At 34.6% G+C, this 16,743-nt stretch carries 18 protein-coding genes; 14 read left to right on the top strand and 4 right to left on the bottom strand.

What is annotated here, in order from left to right:
• Positions 1-8 precede the first annotated feature (8 nt).
• Genes ccoS through D1J36_RS05405 form a run of 7 tightly spaced genes read left to right on the top strand, consistent with a single transcriptional unit; the run spans position 9 to position 6,242 of the window.
• Positions 9-191 (top strand): cbb3-type cytochrome oxidase assembly protein CcoS, encoded by a 183-nt coding sequence (ccoS, locus tag D1J36_RS05435; protein WP_154137527.1) that lies wholly within the window; start codon positions 9-11, stop codon positions 189-191.
• 5 nt (positions 192-196) lie between these two features.
• Positions 197-2,476, top strand: coding sequence for a cytochrome-c oxidase, cbb3-type subunit I (gene ccoN, locus D1J36_RS05430; RefSeq protein ID WP_154137526.1), 2,280 nt, complete (start codon positions 197-199; stop codon positions 2,474-2,476).
• A 30-nt stretch (positions 2,477-2,506) separates the two neighbouring features.
• Positions 2,507-2,701 carry a cbb3-type cytochrome oxidase subunit 3 gene (locus D1J36_RS05425; RefSeq protein WP_154137525.1) on the top strand — a complete coding sequence of 65 codons (195 nt, stop codon included), beginning with the start codon at positions 2,507-2,509 and terminating at the stop codon, positions 2,699-2,701.
• A gap of 6 nt (positions 2,702-2,707) precedes the next feature.
• Positions 2,708-3,586 (top strand): c-type cytochrome, encoded by an 879-nt coding sequence (locus tag D1J36_RS05420; protein WP_154137524.1) that lies wholly within the window; start codon positions 2,708-2,710, stop codon positions 3,584-3,586.
• Between the two features lie 26 nt (positions 3,587-3,612).
• Positions 3,613-5,055: a cytochrome c oxidase accessory protein CcoG gene (ccoG, locus tag D1J36_RS05415; RefSeq protein ID WP_154137523.1), complete on the top strand. Its 1,443-nt coding sequence runs from the start codon at positions 3,613-3,615 to the stop codon at positions 5,053-5,055.
• Complete coding sequence (locus D1J36_RS05410; RefSeq protein ID WP_154137522.1) at positions 5,056-5,514, top strand: FixH family protein; 459 nt, start codon at positions 5,056-5,058, stop codon at positions 5,512-5,514.
• Positions 5,505-6,242: a sulfite exporter TauE/SafE family protein gene (locus D1J36_RS05405; RefSeq protein WP_154137521.1), complete on the top strand. Its 738-nt coding sequence runs from the start codon at positions 5,505-5,507 to the stop codon at positions 6,240-6,242. Before D1J36_RS05410 ends, D1J36_RS05405 begins: the two co-directional genes overlap by 10 nt.
• A 12-nt stretch (positions 6,243-6,254) precedes the next feature.
• On the opposite strand, the gene D1J36_RS05400 is transcribed toward D1J36_RS05405, so the two are convergent.
• Positions 6,255-7,565, bottom strand: coding sequence for a UDP-glucose dehydrogenase family protein (locus D1J36_RS05400; protein ID WP_154137520.1), 1,311 nt, complete (start codon positions 7,563-7,565; stop codon positions 6,255-6,257).
• A gap of 201 nt (positions 7,566-7,766) precedes the next feature.
• On the opposite strand from D1J36_RS05400, the gene D1J36_RS05395 reads away from it, so the two are divergent.
• The 6 genes from D1J36_RS05395 (at position 7,767) to rpsB (ending at position 12,183) form a co-directional block, all read left to right on the top strand.
• On the top strand, positions 7,767-9,170 hold the full coding sequence (locus tag D1J36_RS05395) for a nucleoside recognition domain-containing protein (RefSeq protein ID WP_154137519.1): 1,404 nt from the start codon (positions 7,767-7,769) through the stop codon (positions 9,168-9,170).
• Positions 9,171-9,173: 3 nt separating this feature from the next.
• Positions 9,174-9,872 (top strand): 3'-5' exonuclease, encoded by a 699-nt coding sequence (locus tag D1J36_RS05390; protein ID WP_154137518.1) that lies wholly within the window; start codon positions 9,174-9,176, stop codon positions 9,870-9,872.
• 19 nt (positions 9,873-9,891) lie between these two features.
• Positions 9,892-10,218, top strand: coding sequence for an SUF system Fe-S cluster assembly protein (locus D1J36_RS05385; RefSeq protein ID WP_004916697.1), 327 nt, complete (start codon positions 9,892-9,894; stop codon positions 10,216-10,218).
• Positions 10,219-10,415: 197 nt separating this feature from the next.
• Positions 10,416-10,871 (top strand): 50S ribosomal protein L13, encoded by a 456-nt coding sequence (gene rplM / locus D1J36_RS05380; RefSeq protein ID WP_004916694.1) that lies wholly within the window; start codon positions 10,416-10,418, stop codon positions 10,869-10,871.
• Positions 10,872-10,874: 3 nt separating this feature from the next.
• Complete coding sequence (gene rpsI / locus D1J36_RS05375) at positions 10,875-11,261, top strand: 30S ribosomal protein S9 (RefSeq protein ID WP_154137517.1); 387 nt, start codon at positions 10,875-10,877, stop codon at positions 11,259-11,261.
• 169 nt (positions 11,262-11,430) lie between these two features.
• Positions 11,431-12,183: a 30S ribosomal protein S2 gene (gene rpsB / locus D1J36_RS05370; protein ID WP_038694216.1), complete on the top strand. Its 753-nt coding sequence runs from the start codon at positions 11,431-11,433 to the stop codon at positions 12,181-12,183.
• Between the two features lie 78 nt (positions 12,184-12,261).
• Here the strand turns inward: rpsB and D1J36_RS05365 are convergent, their stop codons facing one another.
• From D1J36_RS05365 to rho, 3 genes are all read right to left on the bottom strand, one after another.
• Entirely contained in the window at positions 12,262-13,770 is a 1,509-nt protein-coding gene (locus D1J36_RS05365; protein ID WP_154137516.1) for a hypothetical protein, read from the bottom strand.
• 32 nt (positions 13,771-13,802) lie between these two features.
• Positions 13,803-14,312: a hypothetical protein gene (locus D1J36_RS05360; RefSeq protein ID WP_252339340.1), complete on the bottom strand. Its 510-nt coding sequence runs from the start codon at positions 14,310-14,312 to the stop codon at positions 13,803-13,805.
• Between the two features lie 125 nt (positions 14,313-14,437).
• A complete protein-coding gene (gene rho, locus D1J36_RS05355; RefSeq protein WP_154137515.1) occupies positions 14,438-16,135 on the bottom strand; it encodes a transcription termination factor Rho in 1,698 nt (565 codons plus the stop codon).
• 182 nt (positions 16,136-16,317) lie between these two features.
• Between rho and D1J36_RS05350 the strand changes: the two genes are divergently transcribed.
• Positions 16,318-16,710 (top strand): DUF4293 family protein, encoded by a 393-nt coding sequence (locus D1J36_RS05350; RefSeq protein ID WP_154137514.1) that lies wholly within the window; start codon positions 16,318-16,320, stop codon positions 16,708-16,710.
• Positions 16,711-16,743 lie beyond the last annotated feature (33 nt).

Here is a 16,743-nt window from a genome sequence, read left to right as displayed (position 1 = left end):
CGAACTGTATGGAGATATTATATTTAATGGTCATATGCAGTGTATCTTTAGCTGTCATTTTCTTGATAATATTCATTATCGGAGCAAAGAAAGGGCAATTTGAAGATGATGAATCTCCTGCAGTAAGGATTCTCCTTGATGACGAAACTAAAAACAAAGAAAATAAAGAGAAAAACAATAAAAGTGATTAGTTAATATGGAAACACAAAAGTTTAGTTATGACAACAGCATTGTGCGTGCGTTCCTTTATGCAACCATTGTCTTCGGGATAGTTGGTTTCATTCTTGGACTTACGGCGGCTGCGATGCTTTTCTATCCAGAACTACCAGAGTTTTTATTTGGTACTGATGACACTACAATTGCCAGCTTAAGAAGCGGTGATTTACAAGGTCTCATCAACACCCAAGGAGCTTTTGGTTTTGGGAGAATCAGAATGTTGCACACTAGTGCAGTAATTTTTGCCTTTGTTGGAAACGCTATTTTCGCGGGGGTTTATTACTCATTACAGAGGTTGTTGAAAGCAAGAATGTACAGTGATACACTTTCTTGGATTAACTTTTGGGGATGGCAAATTACTATCGTAGCGGTGGTGATTACTTTCTTCATGGGTATCAACACATCTAAAGAGTACGCTGAACACGAATGGCCAATTGATATCCTTATCGCAGTGGTATGGATTATTTTTGGTATTAACATGTTTGGTACAATAGCTAAGAGAAGAGTAAGACACCTTTATGTAGCTATTTGGTTCTACATTGGTACTTGGGTAGGTATTACAATGCTACATGTATTTAATAACTTAGAGGTACCTCTTTCTTTCACTGGTTGGAAGTCTTATTCTGCATATTCAGGAGTAAAAGACGCTCTAGTACAATGGTGGTACGGACACAACGCTGTGGCATTCTTCCTTACAACACCTGTACTTGGTCTAATGTATTACTTCTTACCAAAAGCGGCAGAGAGACCAGTATTCTCTTATAAACTTTCTATTATCCACTTCTGGTCTTTAATTTTCGTTTATATTTGGGCTGGACCTCACCACTTACAATACACTTCTCTACCAGCTTGGGCTCAAGCGTTAGGAACAGGGTTCTCTGTTGCCCTTATCGCACCATCTTGGGGAGGTATGCTTAATGGTTTATTAACATTAAGAGGTGCTTGGGATAAAGTAAGAGAAAATCCTATACTTAAATTCTTCGTGGTAGCAGTTACTTGCTACGGTATGGCTACATTTGAAGGACCACTATTGGCAACTAAAACATTAAATAAAATTGGACACTTTACTGACTGGGTAATTGGTCACGTTCACATTGGTGCTTTAGGGTGGAACGGATTCATGGCGTTTGGTATGATTTACTACCTAGTTCCTATTATGTGGAGAACTAAACTATGGTCTGTAAAATTAGCTAACTGGCATTTCTGGTTAGGTACTTTAGGTATTATTCTATATGCTGTACCTATGTATATCTCTGGATTTACTCAAGGTTTAATGTGGAAACAATTTAACCCAGACGGAACTCTACTTTACAAAAACTGGTTAGATACTGTAACTGCAATTATCCCTTACTATTGGATGAGATTCTTTGGAGGTATCCTTTACCTATTAGGAGCTATTCTTATGGCAGTGAATGTTGTAGCTACTGTGAGAAAAGGTTCTTTCCAAAAAGAAGTACCTGCAGAAGCACCTGCACTTGCTAGAATTAGTGATGCAAGAAAAGAAGGTGAAACTGTTCACCTTTGGATTGAAAGAATGCCACTTTATTTAACTGTATTAGCATTTTTTGCACTAGCAGTTGGTGGTATCGTTGAAATTATCCCTACACTTACTGTTAAGGATAATGTACCTACTATTTCTTCTGTTAAACCTTACACTCCTCTAGAATTAGAAGGTAGAGATTTATACATCCGTGAAGGTTGTAACGCTTGTCACTCTCAAATGATTAGACCATTCCGTGACGAGGTAGTTAGATTTAACGGTAAAAACGGACAGTATTCAAAAGCTGGAGAATTCGTATATGACAGACCTTTCCTTTGGGGATCTAAGAGAACTGGTCCAGACTTACATAGAGAAGGTGGGAGAAACCCTGATTCTTGGCACTTTAAGCACATGCTAAACCCAAGAGCTACATCAGCAGGTTCTATAATGCCTCGTTACCCTTGGTTAATTGCTAATACATTAGATCGTTCTCAGACTAAAGATAAGTTAGAACTTATGAAGAATGTATTTAGCGTGCCTTACACTAAAGCTGAAATAGATACTGTAGATGCATGGATGGACAATCAAGCTAAAGGAATTGTAAGTAGAATTTATGCTGAAGCTGATGACGTTAAGAGAGCATTTGCTAAAAAACAGCAAGAAGAAGGAGCTGAGTTTGTTCCTCTTGAAAAGAGAGAGATTGTAGCACTTATTGCTTACCTACAAAGATTAGGTACTGATATTAAGACTACTGAAGTTAAAACAGCAAGTGTAAAATAAATTATATTATCACTAAAGGAGCATATAGTAATGATACCACAAAACTTTAAAGATATATTATCTAATACCGAAGGTACTGGATTTTACCAAAGTTTAGCACTCATATTATTTATCATATTTTTTATTGGGGTGGTGTACTATGTTATGAGCAGGCCTAAAAAGTTTTATCAAGACGAAGCTAATGCTCCTTTAGATGATGAAATACAAAACAGTTCTAAAAATTAAGAAATTATGAAACAAAGAACGCCCGTTTATGTGAACATTTTAGTAATACTTACAATATTATTTATTGTGTATTATATGTTCGTTCAAAATGCATCTTTTATTACTTCACCTTACTTTTGGGGAACGGTAGTTATTAGTGTCATTTTAGCAATGATACATGGTGCTATTGGAGATTTAATTGAAAATCAAAACTTCGCTAAACTTTCTGATGAGGCTAAGAAAGCTTACTTAGAAGAGAAGAAAATACCTTACTGGAAAAGACTTTGGGATAGTGCATTCAAAAAGCAATCTGCTTCTGAAGAAAAAGATATCATTATAGACCACGGTTTTGATGGTATTATGGAGTTAGACAACCAATTACCAAAATGGTGGTTAGGTCTTTTTTGGCTAGGATTTACATACTTAGTTGTTTATATTCTTGCTTTCTCTTTTACAGATTTCGCACACCCAGACAAAGAGTATGAGGTTGAGCATAAAGAGCAACTTGCAAGTATAGAGCAGTGGATGAAAGACACTCCTCCTCCTACAATTGATAACGCAGTATATTCTGCAGACAATATTGCAGAAGGGGAAGAAATCTTCAAAACTAACTGCGTATCTTGCCACGGTGAAGGTGGTAGAGGTGGTATTGGTCCAAACCTTACTGATAAATATTGGATTAACCATACAGAACCTACTCTATTTAGAGAAGTATTCCACATGGTAGAGAACGGTTCTCCAAACAACCCTGCGATGCAAGCTTGGGGTAAAAATGGAGTTCTTACTGGATTTGATATTGAAAAGGTAGCAGCGTATGTTTACCATATCAATCAAGAAAAAGCTCCTATCACTCAATCTGAAGGAGGTGCTGCACCTCAAGGTGAAGAAGTGAAGTGGGAGAACTAGTACCATAAAATAAATTTCACATCAATATGGCTGATAAAGAAGTACAAGGCACTGGAGCCGTAATAGAAGCTACCACCTTCCGTGATTCTGTAGGAACCATGGATAACACAGGGAAAAGAAAATGGGTATATCCCAAGAAGCCCAAAGGTAAGTTTACTGATTATAGGAACTATGTTAGTATTTTTTTATTAGCCATATTTTTTATTCTTCCGTTTATTAAAATAAACGGAAATCCATTTCTTCTAATAAATATCCTTGATAGGGAGTTCTTTATTGTAGGACAGCCTTTTTATCCTCAGGATTTTTTCATTCTCGCTCTAGGAGCAGTTACTTCGATAGTATTTATCATTCTATTTACCGTTGTTTTCGGAAGAATATTCTGCGGCTGGATTTGCCCACAAACTATTTTTATGGAAAATGTTTTCCGTAAGATAGAATATTGGATTGAGGGTGACAGAAACAAGCAAATAAAACTAGACCAACAGCCTTGGAATTCTGAAAAGATAAGAAAAAGAGGACTTAAATGGACAATCTATATCATTATCTCTTTAGTTGTAACTCATTTTATGTTCATGTACATTGTTGGTTACGAAGAGGTATTTAGAATAATGAAAGAAGGTCCTATAGAGTACCCTACCAACTTTCTGGTAATGTTGCTTTTCACTGCAGCATTCTATTTCGTATTTGCATGGTTTAGAGAGCAGGTATGTACGCTTGTTTGTCCATACGGAAGACTACAAGGCGTTCTTATAGATAAGCAAACCATCAATGTCTACTACGATTTTAAGAGAGGTGAAAATCGGTCTAAATGGCGTAAGAATGAGGACAGAGCTGCCGAAGGTAAAGGAGACTGTATCGATTGTAACCAATGTGTAGTGGTATGTCCAACAGGAATAGACATCAGAAATGGTCAACAACTAGAGTGTGTTAACTGTACTGCATGTATAGATGCCTGTAATGAAGTTATGGAAAAAGTAGGCTTACCTAAAGGATTGATAAGATACGCTACCGAAGATGAAATAGAACAAGGTAGAAAGTTTAAATTTACCTCTAGAATGAAAGCTTATACTACGGTTTTAATAGCATTGATGACTTTTGTATCGTTCCTTTTGTATAATAGAGGAAGTATGGAGGCTAAATTTATCAAACCTGCTGGAAGTACATTCTTTATATCTGGTAACGAAATTACCAACACTTACAATTACACCTTACTTAATAAATCTAGCAAGGACTATGTAGTAACTTTCAAGGTTTTAGAGCCTGCTAATGGAGTTATAAAATATGGTGGTTCTAGCAAAATAATATTAAAGAGAGATAAAATGGAAAAGGGAACAGTAAATATTAGCTTCCCTAAAAAAGAAATAAAACTTTCTAAACAGAATTTAGTAATTGGTGTCTATGATAAAGACGGTAAGTTACTCACTACTTTTGAAACTTATTTTGAAGGAGAATTTAATTTGCAATTTTAAATGAAAAATTTTAAGTTCACTTGGGCACATGGAGTTGTAGCTGCATTAGGTTCGTTTATACTATTTATTCTTTATCTCATATTTGTATTCTCTCATGGGCAGCAGAACTCTGAATTGGTTTCAGATAATTATTATGAAGATGAGCTAGCTTATCAAAGTGTAATAGATGCTAAGAAAAACGCATCAACGATTGAGAATGCTCCCGAATATCAGCAAACACCTTATGGAATAAGTATCGTATTTCCTTCTGAAAATAATAATCAAAATACTAAAATAAAGTTTGTTCTCTATAGGATAGATGACCAAAAGTTAGATGTAAAAAAGGACATGACTTTAGATGCTAATAACTCTTTTCTCATTCCTAAAAAAGTTTTAGTTCCAGGAGGCTATATTCTAAAACTAATGTGGACAAAAGATAACAAAGATTATCAAATAGACTACGACTTAGTATGGAAATAACCCTCATCATAGCAGCACTTACTTTGGGTTTCACAACAGGATTCCATTGTATTGGTATGTGTGGACCTATAGCCCTTTCTTTAGGACTTTCAAGAAAACAACAGGTTAATTTTCATCTTCAAAATATAACCTATCAATTAGGAAGAATTTTCACTTATTCTATATTAGGAATTTTACTAGGATTAATTGGAGAAGGCTTTCAGTTAGCTGGAGTTCAAGGTTGGCTTACCATTTTTGCAGGAATTATTTTAATCATAATGGCTCTTTTTTCTTTCGGAAATGGAGATTTTGCTTCTAAAATACCTTTTCTCTCGAAATTTCTATTAAAAATAAAACTCAACCTAGGAAAATTATTATCCAAAACCGATTATTCTTCAAGATTTTTAACAGGTGTACTTAATGGTTTTTTACCATGTGGAATGGTTTATGTAGCCTTGGCAGCATCTCTAGCGGCTGGTGGAGCTATACAAGGAGGACTATTTATGATGCTATTTGGACTGGGTACTTTCCCTTTTATGTTTGTTACTGTTTTACTAGGTAATATGCTTAATATAGCTACTAGAAATAAAATCCTAAAAATAATGCCTGTAGTAATGCTTATCTTAGGTGGGCTATTTATACTAAGAGGTTTAGAGTTAGGAATCCCTTATTTGTCACCAAAGAAAGAAGCTCTTAGCATAGAAAACAAAATGTCCCCTGAAGACAAGGGACATCATAGTTGTCATTAAAAGCATTAGGTTTTATCCTAAAGTTTTTCTACCTATACTTTTGTAGTAAAACCCTGTTCCTTCTACTTGTTCTAAGGCAAACATATTTCTACCATCAAAAATAGCTTTACCGTTCATTTTCTCTGACATTAAATCAAAGTTAGGATTTTTAAATTCTGACCATTCCGTAGCTATTAGTAAAGCATCAGCTCCTTCTAATGCAGAATACATATCGCTCGCATAAGCAATCTTATCTCCTAACACTTTTTTCACATTAGACTCTGCTATCGCATCATAAGCTGTAATTATAGCTCCTTTTTCTAATAAAATTTTAATATTATCTAAAGAAGAGGCTTCTCTAATATCATCTGTATTCGCTTTAAAAGCCAAGCCCCAAAGTGCTATCTTTTTACCTTTTAAATTTCCTTCAAAATACTTTTCTATTTCTGACACCAAAATAACTTTTTGATTTTGGTTTACATTTTCAGTCGCTTCTAATATTTGGAAATTAAAATCAGCTTCTTTACCAGATTTTATCAATGCCTTTACATCTTTAGGAAAGCAGCTACCACCATACCCAATACCAGGGAATAAGAAACGGTGTCCTATCCTATCATCACTACCCATTCCTAACCTTACCTTATCTACATCAGCTCCTACTCTTTCGCAGAAGTTTGCGATTTCGTTCATAAAAGTAATTTTAACTGCTAAGAAAGAATTAGCAGCATACTTGGTAAGTTCCGAAGATTTTTCATCCATAAAAATAATCGGAACCCCCGTATTGGTAAATGGCTGATATATTTTTGCCATAATCTCTCTTGCCTTTTCGGAAGAACTCCCCACCACTACTCTAGCAGGATTCATAGAGTCTTCTACCGCAAAACCTTCCCTAAGAAACTCTGGATTAGATACCACATCAAACGGTATTTGTGTTTTAGTAGCAATAGCATTTCTAACTTTATCTGCCGTTCCTACAGGTACTGTAGATTTATTAACAATAACTTTATATTCTGTAATAATATCGCCTATATCGTTGGCTACTTTAAGGACATAGGATAAATCCGCTGAACCGTCTTCCCCTGGAGGAGTAGGTAAAGCTAAATAAATCACTTCACTTTGGTCAACAGCTTCTTTTAAATTGGTAGTAAAAAATAATCTCTGTGCTTGAATGTTTCTCAAAAACATTTCCTCTAAATTAGGCTCATAAATAGGAACGATGCCTTTTTTCATTCCCTCAACTTTTTTCTCATCTATATCAACACAGTAAACTGTATTTCCTAGTTCTGCCAATGTTGTCCCTGTAACTAGTCCTACATAACCAGTACCTACTATAGTAATATTCATAATATTTATTTGTGTAAAAATTCTTTCGCAAAGATAGCCAAAATATCAACACATCGTTTTCTGCTAACATTGTTTTGTCACACATGTCATAATCTTTATCTCCGAAAACAGGCTAATCCCTAAGAATTTTTCAAGAACATTAAAATTTCTTTTTTCTCATTTAGCTAAAAACACTTACTTTTATCCAAATTTTTTCAAACTATGATTTTAAGCAGAATTTGGAGTGCTTTTATTTTAGTTGCTATCATGGTAGCTGGTGCTAAGTATTTATTCTCCGATAATTATAAAGCTATTTATAATGATATGGTAGTAGGCAAAGGTGGCGACACCGTAAATATCACTACTAAACCAATTAACGAGTTTCACCCCAATGCTATAGAAAGTTTTCAAACTACACCTGTTTTTATAAATAAAGGGATTCATTACGAATATCAACCTAACAGCAATAATGTTAAAGTTTACAGAATACAAGAGACCGATGGTGTAATAGGCACGAGCAAAACCGCCGTAGATATATGTATAGGTCTTATAGGTATTATGACCCTTTTTATGGGTTTTATGAGTGTAGCCGAGAAAGCTGGGGGCATCAACTTATTAAGTAGAATGATACAGCCTTTTTTCTCTAAACTCTTCCCAGAAGTTCCTAAAAACCACCCTGCATTTGGACATATGATGCTTAATTTTTCCGCCAATCTTTTAGGGCTAGACAATGCCGCCACCCCTTTTGGTCTTAAGGCGATGGATAGTCTACAATCTCTAAATCCAGAAAAAGATAAAGCCAGTAATGCCCAGATTATGTTTCTCTGTCTGCACGCTAGTGGGCTCACCCTTATTCCCGTATCCATTATTGCTATAAGGGCATCTATGGGCTCTGCCACACCTACGGATATATTCTTACCTTGTATGATAGCCACCTTTGCAGCCACTATGGCATCAATGATATTGGTTTCTATAAGACAGAAAATCAATTTACTTCAACCTGTAGTGTTGATGTATTTAGGAGGTATTTCTGCTATTATAGCTGGATTGGTCTTATTTCTTGTTCAATTAAATAAAGAGGAGCTAGATAACTTCAGTAAAGTTTTAAGTAATGGTATTATCCTTTTAATATTCTTTGCTATTGTTCTTGGAGGTATCTATAAAAAAATCAACATTTTTGATGCTTTTGTAGAGGGAGCTAAAGAAGGATTTTCGGTGTGTGTTAAAATTATACCTTATTTAGTAGGAATGCTCATTGCTATTTCTCTTTTGAGAACTTCGGGAGTATTCCACATTATTATAGATGGAATGAAATGGATTGCTGATATGGTAAGTCTAGACACTAGATTTGTTGATGGACTTCCTACTGCACTCATAAAGCCACTTTCGGGTTCTGGAGCAAGAGGAATGATGGTGGATACAATGGCTACCTTCGGAGCTGACTCATTCCCTTCTAGATTAGCTGGAATCCTACAAGGAAGCTCTGATACTACCTTCTATGTTATTGCTGTTTATTTTGGAGCCGTAGGTATCAGAAATACTCGCTATACAGTTGGTACTATGCTTCTAGCAGACTTGGTAGGGATTATTACATCTATTACATTGGCTTATTTATTTTTTGGTTAGAATATGATTAAACAAATCCCCATAGAACGAATCTTATTTCTAGATATAGAGACTGTGCCTCAAGAAGAAAGTTGGCAAAACCTCCCAACGGAAGAGCAAAATCTTTGGGATAAAAAAACCTTACATCAACGCAAGGAAGAGATAACCGCAGAGGATTTCTATCATCAAAGGGCAGGTGTAATGGCAGAATTTGGAAAAATAATCTGTATTTCCGTAGGAATGATAGACCGAAACGAAACGCTTAAAATAAGAAGTTTTGCTGGGGATAACGAAAAAAAATTATTAGAAGAATTCGGAGCTATATTCAATAGCACTCGCCTTACTAATGTTATTCTGTGTGCACATAACGGAAAAGAATTTGACTTCCCTTGGATTGCAAGAAGATTTTTAGTTAATGGCATGATGCCGCCTTCCCCATTTCAATTATTCGGAAAGAAACCTTGGGAAGTTCCGCATTTAGATACTTTGGAGCTATGGAAATTCGGAGATTATAAAAGTTTTATATCATTAGAACTAATGGCTCATATTTTTGGCGTTCCTACTCCCAAAGACGATATAGATGGTTCTATGGTTTCCGAAATTTATTACAAAGAAAAAGATTTACCTAGAATTATTAAATATTGTGAAAAAGATGTTTTAACTTTGGCGAATATTTTTAGAAAATTAAGACAAGAAGATTTATTGAGTTTGTCAGAAGACTAACGGATTATTTAGAGAAATGATGAAATATACAGACGAACAAATCGCAGAGATAGGAGAGGAAATCATAAAGACCCTCAAAACAGTCTATGACCCAGAAATACCTGTAGACATCTATGAATTAGGGCTAGTATACGATGTTCAAATTTCAGATGAAGGCAAAGTAAAAGTAGTTATGACACTCACTACACCTAACTGCCCCGTGGCAGAATCTCTCCCTCAAGAAGTGAAAGAAAAGGTGAGCGAAGTAGAAGGCGTAAACGAGGTAGATTTAGAACTTACCTTTGAACCTTCGTGGACAAAAGATATGATGAGCGAGGAAGCTCGATTTGAGCTAGGCATGCTATAAAAAACTAAATTTGTAATTATAAAGCCTTTTCGTTGAAAGGGCTTTATCTATTTAATAGAACAAAATTTATCAGCACAAACATCTATCAAAAGCTATAGTACTCAAAATTTTACAGTTGTATTTTTTCAATTAAAAAAATATTCTTACCTTTGCAGACCCTTAGAGGGAAAATTATGTCTAATCATAAACGATAAATTGTGAATACATTAAGTTACAAGACAGTATCGGCAAACAAGGCTACCGCTAATAAAGAATGGGTTGTGGTAGATGCTGCCGGGCAACCATTAGGACGTCTAGCGTCTAAAGTTGCGAAGATTTTGAGAGGTAAGCACAAAACAAACTTTACTCCACATGTAGATTGCGGAGATAATGTAATTGTTTTGAATGCTGGGAAAGTAGAACTTTCTGGAAACAAGTGGGCAGATAAGACTTATATTTGGCACACAGGATACCCTGGTGGACAAAAGTCTATGACTGCAGAGGAGCTTAGAAAAAGAAACAGCCTAAGAATTTTAGAAAAATCTGTAAAAGGAATGCTTCCTAAAAACAGACTTGGTGCTGCTATTCTTAAAAACCTTTATCTATATGAGGGTACTGAGCACAAGCACGAAGCTCAACAGCCGAAAGTAATTAACATTAACGAATTAAAATAAGATATGTCTACAGTACACAAAATAGGAAGAAGAAAAACTTCTGTAGCTAGAGTTTATGTAAAATCTGGAGCAGGTAAGGTTACAGTAAACGGTAGAGATGTAAAAGACTACTTCAACACAGAAGTTCTTGTATATAAAGTAAACCAACCTTTCTTACTTACGGAAACTGCAGAGCAGTATGATGTTAGTGTAAATGTTTTCGGTGGAGGTATTACTGGTCAAGCAGAAGCTATTAGACTTGGGGTTTCTCGTGCTTTATGCGAGATTAACGAAGAGTTTAGAGCTGTTCTTAAGCCACACGGTCTTCTTACTAGAGACGCTAGAATGGTGGAAAGAAAGAAACCAGGACAGAAGAAAGCTAGAAAGAAATTCCAATTCTCTAAGCGTTAATATTTTTGTGGTATGGCTCAGTTTTGTAATCAATTTTATTACAAAAACACAGTCTACTACACAACAAATTAAAATTGCCCGTTATGTTTAGCATCCAAACATTTCTCCCATCTTAAGAAATAGTTGATTGCTCAAAAAAGCGGAAAGTAAACTAACAAACATTAAAACAATGGCAAAAGTAAATGTAAAAGACCTCTTAGAGGCAGGAGTACACTTCGGACATATGACTAGAAAGTGGAATCCTAACATGGCTCCATACATCTTTATGGAGAAAAATGGTATTCACATTATTGATTTACATAAAACAGCTGTAAAATTAGAAGAGGCTTGCTCTGCTTTAGAAAAAATAACTTCTGCAGGTAGAAAAGTTCTTTTCGTGGCAACTAAAAAACAAGCTAAAGAAGTTGTAGCTAAGCACGCTTCTGAGCTTAATATGCCTTACATCACTGAAAGATGGCCTGGAGGTATGCTAACTAACTTCGTTACTATCAGAAAAGCGGTTAAAAAAATGAACGCTATTGATAAAATGAAGAAAGATGGTACTTTCGAAACTTTATCTAAAAAAGAAAGATTACAAGTTGATAGACAAAGAGCTAACCTAGAGAAGAACTTAGGTTCTATCGCTGATATGGTGCGTCTTCCTTCTGCTATCTTCGTAGTAGATATTATGAGAGAGCACATTGCGGTTACAGAAGCTAAAAAACTAGGTATTCCTGTATTTGCTATCGTAGATACAAACTCTGACCCTAGAAAAGTAGATTATGTAATCCCAGGAAACGATGATGCTTCTAAATCTATCGATATGATTTTAGGACAAGTTTCTGCAGCTATCAAAGAAGGATTAACTCAGAGAAAAGCTGAAAAAGAAAAGTCTAAAGAAGAAAAGGTTTCTGCTGATAAAGATGCAGACTTTGATGCTTAATTAAAAGTTTTAACTTTATAAAATAAAATAGAGTGGTCTCAAATGTTGAAACCACTCTATTTTTTATTGACATATTTATTATTTCTTCTTATACAGAAAGTAATCTTGTCCTATAGGACGAATATTATAAACTGTGCTAATAGGAAAAGGTGCAGATTGATGAACCTCTTTAATAGGATATTCTTTAAGTAAAGTATATTCTTTATCAAACTTTTCTTTTTGTGTAGCAGACATTCTATAAAGTCCATTTTCTCCAGCCTTTACTCCTATGGTTAATATATAAGTAGGGTGATATTTATTAATTAGATTTATCCACGCATAATCAAAATTAGCTATCATTTCGTTAGTCATTTTTTTATCTACTAATCCTACCTCGTCCCAAGTTTTAAGCCTTGTATAGAACGGTATTTTGCCTGCAGGTTCTAAAACGATACTTTCATTTTTATTTGCACCCATTTTTTCTAAATCTTTCACCATTTGTATTCTTTGAGTATATTCCATATAACCAATACTCAGTGATTGCAAATACTGAAATGCTCCAAATCCTAAAAATAATATAGGCAATAACAATCGGCTGATTTTGTAACTCAGCAAATACCTTACTATAAAATACACTACAACGGCTGCCATAAATACTCTAGGCAACCAGTAATACCAATCAAAATGAGCTCTCAGAAATACAAATATGGTAATTTTTGTAACCGCAAATGTAAATATCATGAGTAATACTCTTCTTTTATTAGTATCAAATTCTCTTTGTACAACATATATTAAAAGCCCTACAACAGACACAAAATAAAGATAAAATACAGCCATCATTAGAGTCCCTGATATTTTAAGATATCCTCCATAATAAGCTAATTGATGGAAAAAGGCTTTTATACTAAATTCAACAGGTGCAGGGTAAGCTATTTTCTTAGCTACAATAGTGTGATTAACAATATCTCCAAAATACAAATAGTTAAATATCAACACACTTCCCAATCCTAAAAGACCTCCAAAAAAGAAATAAGGATTTATTTTACGAGTAAATATTAAAAGAAGTAATCCTAAAATCCCTAAAAATATTACCGTGTCTAGTCGCGTCCATATTAGCAAAATAGGCAAAATGAAATATACTATATTTTTATTCTTAACAACAGCGTAGTATATAAAAATGGTATAAAGAAAAAATAGCAAGCCATACTCCATACCTAGTACAGAAGCAGTAATAGAAGGTGGTAATAGGTTGAGTAAAATTACAAACCAAAACAGCTGTTTTCTTTCGGAAAAGAAAACTTTACCTAAAAAAATACTACCTAGTCCAAACAAAAACGAATTTACTAGAAGGATAACATAAACAAAATATTCCCCCGAAATAAGCTGAAAAAAAGCAGACAAAAACACATACAAATGCGTGGTAGATGCAGATATAGGCTCCTCTCCATTAAAACCTATCACACCATAATTTATAAGGTTTTGTGCTACATTCCAAGTGATAAACGCATCTTCTTGAATATGGTGTGTAAATAAAAAAGGTATTTTTATCAATAATGTTATAAACAAGAGAAAAAAGTAAGAGCTGAAAAATGAATGGCTTTGTTTCATATTTAGAGTCATTTATTTTGAATAGGTAGTAATTAAAGTTTTAGTTTTAAATGCAACGGAATATTTAAACCTATCCCCACATTAAACCCTTTTAAATCTTTATTATTAACTGTCTGATTAGGAATTTGGAAAGCGTATCCTGCGGTAAAATCTAGTATTCCAAAGAAGCTAAGCCCTACCTTTGGAGCAAAATATTTGGTGGTGGTTTCTATGCCTATTAGACCGTAATAAGAATGATTAAGCGTTTTATCTTCCTGAAAGTTAAATAAAATATCTCCCTGTAATTTAGGAATTACCGCAAATTTTCCGTTAGGACTACCCAACATAGCAGAAGCTCCCAATCGGTACATAACATTATCTTTCTTTAGAAATAAAAGTCTTCCTCCTACCTCTCCAAAACTAGCATTTTGATAATTATACCCTACAAATAACATTGGGTGTGTTGCTATTTTATTTTGAGCTTTAGTATAGAACAGTCCAAACAAGACTGATACTAAAACTAACAAAATAGTTTTAGTTTTATTTATAAATATATTTTTCACTTCAAAGTATTATTAGATACAAAAATACAGAAATTTAATTTGCTATAAAGATTCCATCAATCAAAATAAAAAACCACCTTAGATATTTCTCTAAGATGGTTTTGAATATATTATTTAAAATTAATTTACTTATTCATAGACATCAAGAATTCCTCATTACTTTGAGTACCCTTCATTTGTTTCTGAACAAACTCCATTGCTTCTACAGGATTCATATCAGAAAGATATTTTCTCAAAATCCACATGCGCTGTTGGGTAATTTCATCGTGAAGAAGGTCATCTCTTCTAGTACTAGACGCCGTAATATCTACCGCTGGGAAAATTCTCTTATTTGCTATTTTTCTATCTAGAACCAGCTCCATATTACCTGTCCCTTTAAACTCTTCAAAAATCACCTCATCCATTTTAGAACCCGTATCTATAAGAGCCGTCGCAATAATGGTAAGTGAGCCTCCGCCCTCTATCTTTCTTGCCGCCCCAAAAAATCTTTTAGGTCTATGCAAAGCGTTGGCATCTACCCCACCAGAAAGTATCTTACCAGAAGCAGGTGTTACCGTATTATAAGCCCTTGCTAAACGCGTGATAGAGTCTAACAAAATCACCACATCGTGCCCACATTCTACCATTCTTTGAGCTTTAGAAAGCACTAGATTAGCTACCTTCACATGTTTTTCTGCAGACTCATCAAAAGTAGAAGCTATCACCTCCGCATTTACACTTCTTTGCATATCAGTAACCTCTTCAGGGCGTTCGTCTATCAGCAAAATCATCATATAAGCCTCTGGGTGATTAGCCGATATAGAATTAGCTATATCCTTAAGAAGCATTGTTTTACCAGTTTTAGGCTGAGCAACAATCATAGCTCTTTGCCCTTTGCCTATCGGTGCGAACAAATCTACCACTCTAGTAGATGTAGTAGTATTAGCCCCTGTTAAATTAAATTTCTCTTGAGGAAATAACGGTGTTAAATGTTCAAAAGCCACACGGTCTTTAATAAAACTAAGGTCTCTACCATTGACCTCTAACGGTTTTTGTAAAGAGAAATATTTTTCGCCTTCTTTAGGAAGTCTTACTGTGCCTTTTACAGTATCTCCCGTTTTTAGTCCATAATTTCTAATCTGATTAGTAGAAACATAAACATCGTCTGGGGAAGAAATATAATTAAAATCGGCAGAACGCAAGAAACCATAGTTATCAGGCAGAATTTCAAGCACTCCTTCTATAGTGATTAAATTATCAAAATTAAAGGACTTATCTGTTTCCTGCTCGTTCTTTTCTTTGTGATTGGCGTTAGGCTGTGATTGATTTTTGTGTTTCTTAGATTGTTGTTGTGAGTGAGGTTTATCTTCTTTAGCCTCTACCTCCACTGGAGTATCAGTCTCCTTAGCATTCTCAGGTATTGATGTTTGCTCCGTTTTTTTCTTCACTCGCTTTCTTTGAGTCTTTCTCTGAGAATTGGCTTCTTGTTGCTCCCCTTTAGTATGCTCTGCAGAAACTTCTTCAACTTGTGAAGTTTCAGTGTCTTTCGTTTCTACCTCCTTAACTGTATTATCTGCTTTTGGAGTCCTTTTCCCTCTCCTATTTGCTGTTTTCTCTACCGCTTGAGAATCTTCTTGAGTTTGATGATTCTCTTTCTTTTCACTAACTATCTCTGTAGAGTTATAATAGTCTTTAGTTTGTTGTGGATTAGAGGCTTGAAAATCTAAAATAGCATAAACTTTATCTTTCATTGTAGCCCCTCTTCCTGTTTTAATACCTAAATCTTTAGCAATCTTCGTAAGGTCAGCCGAAGATTTAGCCTCAAGGGTTTCTATATCAAACATAATTGAATTATATTTCTGTAATATTTAAAAATGTGGATTATTTAATCTAAAAAGTGTAACTCTACCCAAGAGTTGAGTATGAGTTTATACTGAATCTGTACTGCAAATCTACATTATTTTTGACAAATACAAAAAATTATTCCTATTTTTGCACTACAATTTAAAACTATACAACTAAACCGATGCTTCAAAGAATACAAACTATTTGGATGTTTTTGGCTACTGTGGGAGCTGTATTTCTTTTTGTATCATCTCAAGATGTAGAAGTTATGACTATGGGAAATCTGCCTATTCTATTAGGTTGCGGGTTGTTGGTGATACTTCTATCTCTTAGTATTTTCAGTTTTAAAAATAGAAAAAGACAAATCATGCTGAACCGCATCAGCATTTTTATAAACGCTTTGTTGATAGGTGTATTGATTTACTGGTTACTAAACTTACCTGGAGGAATAGATTTTCCTGAGAAAGGTATTGAGCCGCTGTTTGCGTTTATCTCTATTGTATGTTTGCTAATCGCAAATGTGTATATAGCGAAAGACGAAAGGCTTGTAAAATCTGTAGACAGACTTCGATAAACTTCACAACGATTTTATTTTGAGTGAAAAAGC

The organism is Riemerella anatipestifer (genome assembly GCF_009670965.2).
Taxonomy (GTDB): Bacteria; Bacteroidota; Bacteroidia; order Flavobacteriales; family Weeksellaceae; genus Riemerella; species Riemerella anatipestifer_B.
The sequence above is the reverse complement of the archived record's forward strand: the minus strand, read 5'-3'. Positions and strand labels throughout refer to the sequence as shown.